The 13,960-nt window shown below is 72.2% G+C and carries 10 protein-coding genes; 1 reads left to right on the forward strand and 9 read right to left on the reverse strand.

The annotated features are described in order from the left end of the window. Window positions 1-60: 60 nt before the first annotated feature. From AC5RVZ_RS04445 to AC5RVZ_RS04475, 7 genes are all read right to left on the reverse strand, one after another. Entirely contained in the window at window positions 61-1,278 is a 1,218-nt protein-coding gene (locus AC5RVZ_RS04445; protein ID WP_494064737.1) for a sugar ABC transporter permease, read from the reverse strand. Window positions 1,279-1,301: 23 nt separating this feature from the next. Further along, window positions 1,302-2,234 carry an ATP-binding cassette domain-containing protein gene (locus tag AC5RVZ_RS04450; RefSeq protein WP_494064551.1) on the reverse strand — a complete coding sequence of 311 codons (933 nt, stop codon included), beginning with the start codon at window positions 2,232-2,234 and terminating at the stop codon, window positions 1,302-1,304. Window positions 2,235-2,270: 36 nt separating this feature from the next. Beyond that, entirely contained in the window at window positions 2,271-3,359 is a 1,089-nt protein-coding gene (locus AC5RVZ_RS04455; protein WP_494064552.1) for a sugar ABC transporter substrate-binding protein, read from the reverse strand. 9 nt (window positions 3,360-3,368) lie between these two features. After that, window positions 3,369-4,556 (reverse strand): ROK family transcriptional regulator, encoded by a 1,188-nt coding sequence (locus AC5RVZ_RS04460; protein WP_494064553.1) that lies wholly within the window; start codon window positions 4,554-4,556, stop codon window positions 3,369-3,371. Between the two features lie 254 nt (window positions 4,557-4,810). Next, window positions 4,811-5,680, reverse strand: coding sequence for an NYN domain-containing protein (locus AC5RVZ_RS04465; RefSeq protein WP_494064554.1), 870 nt, complete (start codon window positions 5,678-5,680; stop codon window positions 4,811-4,813). A 1-nt stretch (window position 5,681) separates the two neighbouring features. Then, window positions 5,682-6,680 carry a Gfo/Idh/MocA family protein gene (locus AC5RVZ_RS04470; RefSeq protein WP_494064555.1) on the reverse strand — a complete coding sequence of 333 codons (999 nt, stop codon included), beginning with the start codon at window positions 6,678-6,680 and terminating at the stop codon, window positions 5,682-5,684. Between the two features lie 10 nt (window positions 6,681-6,690). Beyond that, on the reverse strand, window positions 6,691-8,058 hold the full coding sequence (locus AC5RVZ_RS04475; protein WP_494064556.1) for an O-acetylhomoserine aminocarboxypropyltransferase/cysteine synthase family protein: 1,368 nt from the start codon (window positions 8,056-8,058) through the stop codon (window positions 6,691-6,693). A gap of 106 nt (window positions 8,059-8,164) precedes the next feature. On the opposite strand from AC5RVZ_RS04475, the gene AC5RVZ_RS04480 reads away from it, so the two are divergent. Further along, on the forward strand, window positions 8,165-9,019 hold the full coding sequence (locus tag AC5RVZ_RS04480; protein WP_494064557.1) for a sulfurtransferase: 855 nt from the start codon (window positions 8,165-8,167) through the stop codon (window positions 9,017-9,019). Window positions 9,020-9,025: 6 nt separating this feature from the next. Here AC5RVZ_RS04480 and AC5RVZ_RS04485 read toward each other — a convergent pair whose 3' ends face one another. Next, window positions 9,026-9,967: a quinone oxidoreductase family protein gene (locus tag AC5RVZ_RS04485; protein ID WP_494064558.1), complete on the reverse strand. Its 942-nt coding sequence runs from the start codon at window positions 9,965-9,967 to the stop codon at window positions 9,026-9,028. Window positions 9,968-9,996: 29 nt separating this feature from the next. Beyond that, window positions 9,997-13,953, reverse strand: a complete 3,957-nt coding sequence (hrpA, locus tag AC5RVZ_RS04490) for an ATP-dependent RNA helicase HrpA (RefSeq protein WP_494064559.1) — start codon at window positions 13,951-13,953, stop codon at window positions 9,997-9,999. Between the last annotated feature and the right edge of the window lie 7 nt (window positions 13,954-13,960).

Raw genomic sequence — 13,960 nt, forward strand, 5'->3', positions numbered from 1 at the left:
ATGCGTATCGTTTCAACGCGGTTCCGAGTGGCGCGCGCGTTCGTGAAATGAAGCCAGGTGTCAGGCGCGACCGGTCGCGGCGCGCGTCCGGCGAGAGATCGAATCCACGATGACCGCCAGCACCAGCACCACGCCGGTCACCATGAACTGCACCGACGAGTCGAGGTTCAGAAGCGTCAGTCCGGATGAGATCGACTGGATCACGACGACCCCGAGCAGCGCCGCGAAGGCGGAGCCGCGGCCGCCGAACAAACTCGTGCCGCCGATCACCGCGGCGGCGATCGCATTGAGGTTGACGTCCCCCGTGCCCGAGCTCTGGTTCGCCGACGCCAGACGTGCCGCAGCCAGGATGCCTCCGACCGCCGCGAGCGTCGAGCACAGCGCGAAGACCGACAGGTAGACGCGGTCGACGCGGATTCCGGCTCGCCGCGCGGCCTCCACCGAGCCGCCCACCGCGTACACCGCGCGCCCCCATCGGGTTCTCGTGAGCGCGAAGTCGAGGACGACGACGAGCGCGAGGAAGAAGAGGAACATCGCGCCCACGCCGCGGTGGAGATCGAGGTACCACACCGCGACGAGCAGGAACGCCAGGAGCGCCGCGCTGCGAACGGCGATCTGGGTGTAGCTCTGACTCACGAGGTCGGCAGCAGCGCGTCTGCGTGCCCGCCGCACGAGCGACCACGCGAAGGCCGCGACGGCGAGGATGGCGACCGCGTACGACGCCCACGCCGGAAGGTACAGCTGCTGGGCGAACTGCACGATCCAGGAGTCGAAGGGGATCGCGATGGAGCCCGTCTCGCCCAGCACCCACAGCTGGAGTCCCAGGAAGCCCAGCAGTCCCGCAAGGGTGATGACGAAGCTCGGCAGCCCGAAGCGCGTGAACAGGTAGCCGTAGAGAAGACCGACGAGGCACCCGATGCCGGTCGCGGCGACGAGGGCGAGGGCGAGATGCCATTGCAGCTGCACGAACGTCACCGCGAGCACCGCCGCCGACAAGCCGGACACCGACCCGACCGACAGGTCGATCTCGCCGACCAGCAGCACCACGACGATCCCGAGCGCGATGGTCCCGATCGCGGCGCACTGCATGGTGAGGTTGACGAGGTTCTCGCTGGAGAGGAACACCGGGTTCAGTGCCTGGAACACGGTCCAGATCACGATCAGGCCGAGGACCACGGGCAGGGCTCCGAGGTCGCCGCCACGCACGCGCGCCAGGAACGCCCCGGCTGTCCCGCGCCAGCGGCCAGGGGTTCCCAGGCCGTCCTCCGCGTGGCCCATCACGCGTGCACCGCCTCCCGCGGTCATCGGCGTCTCGTCCCGCGCGGGTCGGGGTCCGCCCGGCGCTCGGGCATCCGGATCACCGTGCCCCCTTCCGTGGCGGCATCGTGGTGTGACGGGGTGTCCATCGGCGCCGGATGCCCGGGCTCGGCGGCATCGTTCCGGACGCCGCCGTCCGCGCGTCGCCCCGTGAAGGTGTCGGCCGCCCCGGTGATGGCGGCGATGAGGGTCTCGCTCGTGATGTCGGCGATGTTGTAGACGCCGTTGTTCCGCCCCAGCCGCAGGACGACCGCGCGATCGGCGACGGCCATGACATCGGCCATGTTGTGGCTGATCAGGATCACGCCGTGGCCGCGCTCGCGCAGTCGCTCGATGAGGTTGAGCACTTCGGCGGTCTGGGCCACCCCCAGAGCGGCCGTGGGCTCGTCGAGGATCACGATCCGCGGGTCCCCGATCAGCGATCGAGCGATCGCCACGGTCTGGCGCTGACCTCCCGACAGCGACGCCACCGGCACGCGCACCGAGGGGATCTTGGCCGACAGCTCACGCAGCAGCGTCCACGTCCGCTGCTCCATCGCGACCTCGTCGAGCCGTCCGCCCTCACGCAGCTCCCGCCCCAGCCACAGGTTGGCCACCACGTCGAGGTTGTCGCACAGGGCGAGGTCCTGGAAGATCGTCTCGATCCCCAGCCGCTGCGCGTCGGCCGGCGTGTCGATGCGCACCGACTCGCCGTCGAACTCGATGGTTCCCGCATCCGGGGCATGCACACCGGCGAGCACCTTCACCAGCGTCGACTTCCCCGCGCCGTTGTCGCCGACCAGCGCGACGACCTCGCCCTCGTTGACCCAGAAGTCGACGTCGGTGAGCGCTCGCACGGCGCCGAAGCGCTTGCCGATCCCGCGCATGGTGAGCACGCGCTCGTGCTGTCGTCCCGTCCTCGGGTGCGTCATCGACATGATCGCCCTGCCCTCATCGCCATCGGCTTCAGGACACTACCCGATGCCCGCGGCCGCGCACGCATCGGCGTAGGCCGGGGTGCAGATCTCGTCGACGGTCCAGAACCCGTCGGCGATCACCGTGTCGGCGATGTTGTCGATGGTGACCGCGACCGGCTCCAGCAGCGTCGCCGGCGTGCCCTCGATCTCCATCGGCGCACTCACGTCCTCGCCCTCGAGAAGGGCGACGGCGACGTTCGCGGCGAGCTCGGCCTGCGGCTTGATCGCCTTGTAGACGGTCATGTGCTGGTCGCCGGTGAGGATGCGCTGAATGGCGGACAGCTCGGCATCCTGGCCGGTCACGATGGGCATCGGGTCGACGCCGGCGACGCGGAGCGCGGCGACGACGCCACCTGCGGTGGCATCGTTGGCCGCGTAGACCCCGGCGATCGCGTCGCCGTGCTGCGCGATCTGGCCTGCGACCCACTCCTGCGCGCGTTCGGGGCTCCATCCCGGCGTGTCGTACTCGCCGAGCAGTTCCAGCCCGCTGCTGTCGATGACGCTGTGCGCGCCGCGCTTGAACAGCGCCGCGTTGCTGTCGGTGGGGGAGCCGTTGACCATCAGGATGCCGTCGCCCTCGGCCATGCTCGTCATCGCGTCGACGAACGCGGTCGCCTGCAGCACGCCCACTTTCTCGTTGTCGAACGAGACGTAATACGCCAGGTCGCCGCCCGCGACGAGACGGTCGTACGAGATCACGGGCACCCCCTCGGCGTTGGCCGACGTGACGATGCTCACCGCCGCATTCGCGTCGACGGGGTCGAGCACGAGCACGCCGGCTCCGGCGGCGAGCGCGGACTCGGCCTGCTGCTGCTGCTTGGCTGCATCCTGGTCGGCGTTGGCGTACAGCACCTCGTGATCGCCGAGCTCGGCCACGCGCGCCTCGAACAGCGGACGATCGAACGTCTCGTAGCGCGCGGTGTTGGCGTCCGGCAGCAGCAGCGCGATCGAGTCGCCCGGCGGAGCGAACGCTCCGGGCGGCGGGCCCGTGGTGCACCCGACCAGCCAGGCGGCCACCAAAATCAGTGCCGAGATCCCGGCCATCGCGCGCAGCGGCGCCCGCCCGGTCGCCTTCGTGGTCGGCATCGGATGAGCCTACGCCGTGATGGGAAGGGCCTGGGCGTCCACGCTGACGTGGTCGAGGGCGATCGCGATGGCGCCGCGGGTCTCGGCCCATTCGCCGAACGAGGCGCCGACGACCTCGGGCAGGGCGCCCGCCGAGGGCAGTGCGGTGCGGTCCAGCGAATGGCGCATCGGCGCCATCAGGATCTCGCCCGCCTGCCCGAGCTCGCCGCCGACGATGATGAGCTCCGGGTCGAACAGGTTGCACAGGCTCGCCGCCGCGACGCCGATGTGCCGTCCGGCATCGGCGATCACCCGCCGTGCGCTGCCGTCGCCGGCCTCGGCGGCGTGCAGCAGGTCACCGAGGCGGTGCATGCCCTCGCTCGGCGGGAAGAGGGACAGCAGCGCCGGCCCGCCGGCGTAGGTCTCGAGGCATCCGCGATTGCTGCATCGGCAGATCGGGCCGTTCTCGTCGAGGGTGACGTGTCCGATCTGACCCGCCTTGCCGTTGACGCCGCGGAAGAGGTCGCCGCCGACGACGAGTCCGGCGCTGATGGTGTGGCCGACGCGGATGAACACCGACGAGGACGCTGCGCGCCCGTTGCCCTCGCGCGCTTCGGCGAGGCCGCCGAGATTCGCCTCGCTGTCGACGTAGACGGGGCGTCCGATGCGGCTCGACAGGCTCGCAGCGACGTCCACGCCCTCCCACCCGCGCAGCAGCCCCGGCGTCGAGATCATTCCTGTGCGCGGGTCGATGGGGGCCGGCAGGGCGAGCCCGACGGCGAGCAGGTCCGCCAGCGCGCCGCCGAGGGTGTCCATCATGTCGCCCAGCAGCAGCGCGAGGCGATCCAGCTCGGCGTCGTGCCGGTGGTCCAGGGGCAGCGGCAGTGAGGTCTGGGTCACGATCGTCCGCGCGGTGTCGGCGATCGCGATGTGCAGGTGGCGCGAGCTGTAGTGGACGCCGGCGACGAGTCCCAGCTGACGTGCGAGCGAGACCAGCGTCGCACGCCGGCCGCTGCGCGAGGTGAACGACGTGTGCAGCAGGCCCGACGCCGTCAGCTCCTTGACGATGTTCGACACCGTCGCGGGGGACAGACCCGTGCTGCCCGCCAGCTCGATCTGCGTCAGCCGCCCGTGCCGCTTCAGCGACTCCACGACGCGCGCGCGGTTGGCCTCGCGCAGCGAGGTCTGCGAGCCCGGCGGCGGGTTTCGGCGTGCCACGAACGACACTGTACCGGACGCGGGTTTTGCCTGGTCGGGGCGGGTTCGCGCGGGTGGGGTCGCGGGAGCCGGCCGACCGCGTCGACTCGGCGGATGCCCCGCCCGCAGCGGGCGAGGCATCCGCTCGGAGCTCACCCGCCGGTGCGGGCGTCCGCAGCCTCGGGCGAGCCCAAGCGCTCCTGGTCGAGGCGGTCGAGGTCGTGCAGCGACGCCCCCTGGGTCTCACGCAGCGACACCACGAAGGATTCAGGTCTTCAAGAGTCGGCGACGGCCGGTCGGAGGCGGATCAGCACGACGTTGCCGGACTCGTCCACTTCCGCCACGCTCGGATGGGCCTTGACGAACTCCGAGAAGCTGCGGTGCCCGAGCGCCTTCTCGCTGAAGGAGGGGTCGAGGCGCTTGATGAGGCTCTTCACCGCGGACGCATGCTGCCATTCGGCATCGTCCTTGTCGCTCTCCAGACGCAGTGCGCGCTCGAGCAGCGCGCCGGCGGGGTCGACGGCGGCGCGCTTGCTGCGACGGCGCTGCGGCGCGGCATCCTTCTTGTCGATCACCGGTGCTGCCACGCCGGGCAGCGCGTCGTACGAGTCGAACTGATCGCAGGCGGCGGCCAGCGCCTTGGCCGTCGATCCGGCGACCCCCACGCCGACCACGAACCGGCCCAGACGCTTGCAGCGCTGGGCGAGCGGCACGTAGTCGGAGTCGCCGGCGACGATCACGACGTGGGTGAGGTCGGGCAGCCGGAACATGTCCTCGACGGCGTCGACGGCCAGGCGGATGTCGGCGCCGTTCTTGGCGTAGGCCGCGGTGGGGAACAGCTGCACGAGGTCCACGGCACGTGCGACCAGCTGCGAGCGGTAGACCGCGTTGACCGGCGAGGACCAGTCGGCGTAGGCGCGCGTGAGGACCAGCGTGCCGAAAGAGGCCGCGTAGTCGATGATCGCGCCGACGTCGATCGTGGCCGCCTGCAGGCGCGCGGCGATCTCGGACTCCAGCGGATCCTCGGCGATCCTCTGGCGGTCACGCGCATAGGAGTTCTTGCCGTGCACCCGGTCGTACCAGGACATCACGATGTTGTCGAAGTCGAGGTAGACCGCCACGCGCGGATTCTGCGGATCGGGCACGTCACACCTCGCTCGGGTAGCGGACGCCGATGAGGGCGCGCACCTCGTCGAGCGTCCCCATGATCGCGACGGTCTCGTCGATCGGCAGCACGTCCGAGTCGATCCGCCCCTCGGCGAGATACCGCTCGGCGGCGATCGCCTGGTACTGCATGCCGCGACCGGTGATGTCGGACGCGAAGTCCTCGAGTACGGTCCCGTCGGGCGCGGTGACGCGGAACGACGTCGGGGTGTACCAGACCCGCGCGATGTCGATGCGCGCCTCCGTGCCGATCACGGATGCCGCGTTCGGTCCCGCCGCGCGGGAGGCCGAGAGCGTCGTCGACAGCGCGCCCGAGGCGTGCGCCATGATGGTGGCCACCTCCGTGTCGGCGCCCGTCTCGCCCAGGCGCGCGGACGCCGCGACCGACACGGGCTCGCCGAGGATGTCCCAAGCGAAGGAGATCGGGTAGACGCCCAGATCCAGCAGCGCCCCGCCACCGAGCTCGAGGTCGTTCAGGCGGTGGCCGGGATCGCTCGTGATGCGCTGGCTGTGGTCGGCCGTGACCGCGCGGATCTCGCCCAGTGTTCCCTCCGCGACGATCTGGCGGATCCGCTCCATGTGCGGCAAGTACCGCGTCCACATCGCCTCCATCGCCAGCAGGCCCCGCTCCGCGGCGGCATCACGGACGGCGGCGGCTTCGACGGCGTTGAGCGTGAAGGGCTTCTCGACCAGGACGTGCTTGCCGGCTTCGAGCGCGAGCAGGGCGTTCTCGGCGTGCATCGGATGCGGCGTCGCGACGTAGACGATGTCCACGTCGGGGTCGGCGACGAGGTCCTGGTAGGAGCCGTGGGCGTGGGGGATGTCGAAGTCCTCGGCGAAGGCGGCGGCGCTGTCGTGCCGCCGCGACCCGACCGCGGTGACGTCGAGGCCGGCCGTGCGCAGGTCTTTCGTGAACGCGCGCGCGATGCCGCCGGGGCCGAGGATTCCCCAGCGGAGCCCGGGGGAGGAGGCATTGGTCATGAGACCGAGGCTAGTGCGTGAGCGTTCTGTCGTCGGTGCGAGCGGGTACGGCGACCGGTGCATCGGCGGCGAGCGGGGCCAGCGCCTGGGCGAGGTCGTCGACGAGATCGCGCGGGTCCTCGAGGCCGATCGACAGGCGGACGGTGGTGGGTCCGATGTGCGCCTGGGCCAGCTGCGCGCCGGTCAGATGGCTGTGGGTCATCGAGGCCGGATGGGCGACGAGGCTCCGGGCATCCCCGATGTTGGCGACGAGCTTGATCGCTCGCAGGCGCGCGATGAACTCCTCCACACGCCCGAAGTCGTCGGCCGCGTCGACGCCGCGGTGCAGGTCGAAGGCGAACACGCTGCCGGTTCCGCGCGGCAGGTACGCGCGCGCGCTGCCATGCCACGGGCTGGACGCCAGGCCGGGGTGGTGGACGTGCGCCACGGCCGGATGCGCCTCCAGGAAGCGGGCGACCTCGAGCGCGCTCGCGCTGTGACGGGCGACGCGCAGGTCGAGCGTCTCGATCCCCTGCAGCAGCTGGAAGGCGTTGAACGCCGACAGCGAAGGCCCGAGGTCGTGCACGTACTTCGTCTTGACCAGTGCGATGTACGGCGATCCCCGTCCGCCGAACCGGTCGATGAGGCTGCCTTCGGGCACGCGCTTGTACGGGCGCGTGAGCTGCGGCCATCGCTCGGGCTCGGCTGCGAAGTCGAAGGTTCCGAGATCCACCACGACACCGCCCAGGGACGTGCCGTGGCCGCCCAGGAACTTCGTGGCCGAGTGCACGACGATGTCGGCGCCGAAGTCCTTGGCACGCTGCAGGTACGGCGTGGCGATGGTGTTGTCGATGACGAGCGGCACGCCGGCGCCGCGCGCCACCTCGGCGACCGCCGGAAGATCGAGGACCTGCGCGATGGGGTTGGAGATCGACTCGGCGAACAGCGCCCGGGTGGTGGGGCGGACGGCCGCCGCCCACGCGTCGATGTCGTCCTGATCGACGAAGGTGACCTCGATGCCCCAGTCGGCGACCGTGTCCTGCAGCAGGTCGACGGTGCCCCCGTAGAGCTGCCGCGCGGCGACGATGTGCTCACCGTGCTTGGCCAGCGCCAGCAGCGCCACCGCCACGGCGGCCTGACCCGACGCGACGCCCGCCGCCGCGATGCCGCCCTCGAGCTCGGCCACGCGCCGCTCGAACACCAGCACCGTGGGATTGGCGGCACGGCTGTAGATGTTGCCGTCCCGGCGCAGCGCGAAGAGGTCGCGCGCCTCGCTCAGGGAGGAGAACTCGAACGCGTTGGACTGATGGATGGGCGGGACGGCGGTGCGCTCGACGCTGCCGGGGTCGAACCCCGCCTGCACCTGCGTCGTCGCGAAGCTGCGCGGGGAATCGGCCATGCGTTCCATTGTCGAGGCGGGTGGCGGCGGCGCCCGCGGTCTGTGTCGAACTGTTGCACTCGCGCGCGCGCCCGGGCGGGCCCGCGGGCTCGCGCAGAATGGAGGCGTGGCGCAGCTGATCACCCCGAATGAACTCGACGTCCTCCTCGGCACTTCTCGCGGCGTGCGGGTGCTCGATGTCCGGTACCGCCTCGACCGCCCCGACGGCAGACCCGAGTACCTCGAGGCGCACATCCCCGGCGCCGTCTACGTCGACCTCGAGACCGAGCTGTCACGGCACGGTCGGCCCGACGAGGGACGCCACCCGCTGCCGTCCGCGCCACAGCTGCAGGAGGCGGCGCGCCGGTGGGGCGTGAACGACGGAGACACCGTCGTGGTGTACGACGACGCCCGGTCGCTCGGCGCATCGCGGGCGTGGTGGCTGCTCAAACGGAGCGGACTGGATGACGTCCGTGTGCTCGACGGCGGCCTGAGCGCGTGGCGCAGCGCGGGCCTCCCGCTCGCCGACGGCGACGTGACGGTCCCGGCGGGCGCGGTGACGCTGCGCGAGATCGAGGAGCCGGTGCTGACGATCGACGAGGCCGCAGCCCTTCCGGCTTCGGGTGTGCTGCTGGATGTCCGCGCCCGCGAGCGCTACCGCGGCGATGTCGAGCCGATCGACCCGCACGCGGGGCACATCCCCGGCGCCGTGAACCTGCCCACGACGGAGTACATGGACGGGGAGCGCTTCCGCGACGCCGCGGCCCTGCGAGCCCTGTTCGCGGCGGCCGGCGTGCAGCCGGGAACCGCGGCAGCGGCCTACTGCGGGTCCGGTGTCACCGCGGCGCAGGCCGCGTTCGCCGCCGAGCGTGCCGGCCTGCGCCTGCGGCTGTTCCCCGGCTCTTGGAGCCAGTGGTCCAACACGCCGGGCCGCCCGATCGCCACAGGGCCGGAGGCGGCGCGCATCACCGGAACGGTGTGAGGCCGGTCACGGCACGAGCGTGATCTTTCCGTCGATGCCCTTCTCGAGGGCGCGATGCGCCTCGACGGCGTCGGCGAGCGCGAACGACGGGCCCTCCTCGACCGAGAAGGCTCCCGCCGCCAGGAGGGCGAGCGTCACGGGGATCGCCTCACCGCGCCATGCCTGCTGCTGCGCCGTCAGCGGCGTGGGCGATCCGCCTGAGAACGCGCGGATGCCGAAGCCGGCGGCATCCCGCCCACGCACGAGGGTGGCGATCCGCTCGTGATCGGCGACGAGTTCGAGGGAGGTCCGCACGGCTTCGTCCGTGCCCGCGGCGTCGATGGCGACGGTGACGCCGTCCGGTGACGCCGCGCGCACCCGGTCGAGGAGTCCGTCGCCGTACGCGACAGGCGTCGCACCGAGCTCGCGCACCCGATCGAACCGCCGCGGCGAGGAGGTCGCCACGACGGTGGCCCCCCACAGCACGGCGTACTGGATGAGGGCCTGCCCGACCGCGCCGGATCCGGCGTGCACCAGCACGACGTCGCCGTCGCCCACCCCCAGCGAGCGCAGCGTCTGGTAGGCCGTCCCCACGGGGATGCCCAGAGCCGCGGCTTCCGCCGCGCTGACCTGCGGCGGCCGGACGTGCACCGCCGATGCCGGTGCGACGACATCGGTGGCGTAGGCCCCGGCGACGCCGCCGAAGGCCACAGGATCGCCCGCGCGGAAGCCGTCGACGCCGTCGCCCACCGCTGTCACGACGCCCGCACCGTCGCTGCCCACGCGCCGCGGCTCGGTGATGGGCGCGGATGCCCGCGCGCCCGAACGCAGCTTCGCGTCGATCGGGTTCACGCCCGCCGCCTCGACGCGGATCGCCACCTCGCCGGGGCCGGGGACGGGGTCGGGAACCTCGATCATGCGCAGGACCTCGGGTCCACCCAGCTCGGTGTATGCGATCGCGATGCTCATGTGCGGGGCAACCCCTTCCCGCGCGGCGGCTATTCCCGCAGCGCCTTCTGGATCCGCTGCAGCGACGCCGGCTCGGCGGTCCCCAGCGGCTGGGCGAACAGGCTCACGCGGTACTCCTCCAGGAGCCACCGCGCGTGCACGAGCGCGGGCGCGGCATCCGGGTCCGGCGGGACGGTGCCGCCCGCGTCGGCGTACAGCGCGGCCGCGCGCTCGAACTCCGTCATGCGCTGCCGGTCGCGCCCCGGGTTGTCCGCGAGCGCCCGGACCCGGTCGAGCGCGCCGCGCAGATACCGCGGCAGGTGGGCGAGTCGGGTGACCCCGATCGCGGAGACGAAGCCCGGGAAGACCAGCCCGGCGAGCTGCCCCTTGATGTCCCCGAGCGCGCCGAGGAGCGTCAGCGAGTTCTGGTCGCGCAGGGCCCGCTCGACCTCCCGCGACGCGGTGAGAATGCGCGCCGCGAGGGACACCGTCTGGAAGAGCTCGTCGACGACCGCGGCCGAGAACGCGGCGCGGACGGCGTCGAAGCCGGTGCGCGTGCGGACGACCTCGCCGGGGGCCGTGCGGGCGATCACGGCATCCGCGACGGCGAGGCGGCAGTCCTCCACGAGCGCCTTGGCCGACGGATAGGGGGATGCCGCCAGCGCGAGCTTCTCGGCGGCGGTGAGGTGACCCAGCACATACGTCGCGGGAGAGGGGACCGACAGCAGCACCAGGCGGCGCACCCCCGCGCGCGTCGCTCGCGCGGCCGCCTCCGGCGTCGCCTCGATGCGCAGCGCGACTGAGGACTGCTCGTCCACGATGGCGGGATAGCCGCGCACGACGCCTCCCGCGACCCTGGTGTCCACGACCTCAGGCAGGTCGCCGAACGACCACTCGGTGATCCCGCCGCGCTCGCCGAAGGCGGCGGCGCCGGCGGGCGCCGGAGGACGCGGTCCCGGCGCCCCGGCATCACCGCGTCCGTCCGGTCGGACAGCCTCGGCGCGCGCGACCGATCGCGCCACCGACGCGCGTGCGCGCCCGGCGAGCCGCTCCTGCAGCGCACGCAGATCCCGGTCGGTGCCGACGGTCCTGCCGCGTTCGTCGACGGCGCGGAAGGACATGCGCAGGTGGGCCGGCACGCGGTCCATGTCGAAGTCCGACGGCGCGACGGGCTGGCTCGCCACCCGCTGGATGCGTGCCGCGAGCGCTTCGCGCAGGCCGGTCCGGGGGAGCCCCTCGTGCGCCTCGGGTCCCGCATCGGCAAGATCCGCCGAGAAGGTGGCCGCCCAGTCCGCGGCCGGGACGACGTGCCGGCGGATCGCCTTGGGAAGCGACCGGATGAGCGCCGTGATCAGCTCGTCGCGCATGCCGGGCACCTGCCAGTCGAATCCGTCGGGCCGCAGCTGGGCCAGGAGCGCGAGCGGGACGACGACGGTGACGCCGTCGTCGGGCGCACCCGGTTCGAACCGGTAGGCGAGCGAGAGCACCTGGTCGCCCTGCCGCCAGCGCGCGGGGAAATCGCGCTCGTCCCCTCGCGACGCCTCGTCGACGAGGTCCGCCTCGGTCATGTCCAGCAGCCGCGGCGTCCGGGTGGCGGCATCCCGCCACCACGTCTCGAAGGAGCGCACGTCGAACACGTCGCGGGGGATGCGGGCGTCGTAGAACCGGTACACGGCCTCGTCGCCCACCAGGATGTCGCGACGCCGTTCCCGCTCCTCGACCTTCTCCAGCCGACGCCGCAGCTCGAGGTTGCGGCGCTCGAACGCCGTCAGCCGCTTGTCCAGGTGCGACCCGTCCCATTCGCCCTCCACGAGGGCGTGGCGCAGGAACAGCTCTCGGGCCAGCGGCCGGTCGAAGCGCGCGAGCTGCACCCGGCGCCGGGGAACGATCTCGACCCCGAACAGCGTGACCTTCTCGTACGCGGCCGCCGCGCCGGCGTCCTTGGACCAGTGCGGCTCGCTCAGTCGCCGCTTGGCGAGGTCGCCCGCGAGGGGCTCGGCCCACGACGGGTCGATCGCGGCCACGGTGCGGGCGAACAGCCTGCTGGTCTCGACGATCTCGCCCGCCATGACCGCCTGCGGCCGCTTCTTGCGCAGTCCCGAGCCGGGGAAGATGGCGAAGCGGGTGCCGCGAGAGCCCAGGTACTCCGCCGACCGGCGCTGCTCGGGCCGGTCGCCGGTTCCCGCCCGGCCGCGCTGCGGCCCCTTGGCGGGCGCGCGCTCGTCGAGGACGCCGATATGCGACAGCAGCCCGGCGAGGATCGCCCGGTGGATCTGGTCCGGGTCGGCGGTGCCGCGCGCCGGCGCGCGACGGAGGTTCATGAGGGCGCTCAGCTGACGGTGGACATCCGCCCATTCGCGCACCCGGACGTAGTTGAGGTGCTCGGAGCGGCAGAGCCGGCGGAAAGCGCTCGATCCGAGCTCGGCCTGCTTCTGCTGCAGGTGGTTCCACAGGTTCAGCAGGCTCAGGAAGTCGCTGGTGGGGTCGGTGAAGCGCGCGTGCAGCCGATCGGCCTCCTCACGGCGCTCCTCCGGACGTTCCCGCACATCCTGGATGGACATCCCGGCGACGATCGCGAGCACCTCCGGAAGCACATCCGTGCTGCGCGCCTGGAGCAGCATGCGCGCGAACCGCGGATCGATCGGCAGCCGCGCGATCTCGCGGCCGATGTCGGTGAGCCGCACCTGCTCGCCGCGACCCGTGCTCCTGCCCTCGCCGTGCTCGCCCCCCGACCGCACCGCGCCGAGCTCGACGAGCAGGTCCAGCGCGGCTCTGACGCCGCGGGAGTCCGGCGGGGTCAGGAACGGGAAGGACGACACGTCGCCGAACCCCAGCGACAGCATCTGCAGCACGACCGACGCCAGGCTCGTCCGCAGGATCTCCGGCTCGGTGAACTCGTCGCGGCGCTCGAAGTCCTCCTCGGCGTACAGCCGGATCGCGACGCCGGGGCTGGTGCGGCCCGCGCGGCCCGAGCGCTGCTGGGCCGACGCCTGCGACACCGGCTCGATCGGCAGCCGCTGCACCTTGCTGCGGGTGCTGTAGCGCGAGATGCGCGCGGTGCCCGTGTCGATGACGTACCGGATGCCGGGCACCGTGAGGCTCGTCTCGGCGACGTTCGTGGCCAGCACGACGCGGCGGCGGACGCCGGCGACCGACGACGGCTCGAAGACGCGGTGCTGCTCCGCGGCGGAGAGGCGCCCGTACAGGGGAAGCACCTCCGTCGGGACGGCGTCCTTGGCGTAGAGGCCGCGCACCGCGTCCATCGCGTCGCGGATCTCCGCCTCGCCGGGAAGGAACACCAGCACATCGCCCGCAGGCTCGCGGTCGAGTTCGCGCAGCGCCGCGGTGATCCCGTCGACGTCGTCGGCACCGTCGAGGTCGCCGTCGCGCCCGGTCGCCGGGGGTCGGTAGCGGATCTCCACCGGGTAGGTGCGGCCGGAGACCTCGACGACGGGCGCCGGCGCACCCGTGCGCGGGTCTGCGAAGTGCTTCGCGAAGCTCTCGGGATCGATGGTCGCGCTCGTGATGACGACCTTGAGGTCGGGGCGGCGCGGCAGGATGCGCTTCAGGTAGCCCAGAAGGAAGTCGACGTTCAGGGAGCGCTCGTGCGCCTCGTCGACGATGATCGTGTCGTAGCGGCGCAGCAGGCGGTCGCGATGGATCTCGTTGAGGAGGATCCCGTCGGTCATGAGCGCGATGCGGGTGTCGGCCGAGACCTTGTCGGTGAAGCGGACCTTGTAGCCGACGGTCGAGCCCAGCGGCACCTGCAGCTCCTCGGCGACGCGCTCGGCGATCGAGCGGGCCGCGATGCGGCGCGGCTGCGTGTGCGCGATGCCGGTACGGCCGAGCTCGAGCGCGATCTTGGGCAGCTGCGTCGTCTTGCCCGACCCCGTGGCCCCCGCGACGATGACCACCTGGTGGTCGCGCACAGCGCGCGCGATTTCGTCGCGCGCCGCGCTGACGGGCAGCTCCGGCGGGTACGTGATCACGGGTGCGGGCGCGGACATAGCCTTC

This window comes from Arthrobacter sp. Cza30, assembly GCF_059090765.1.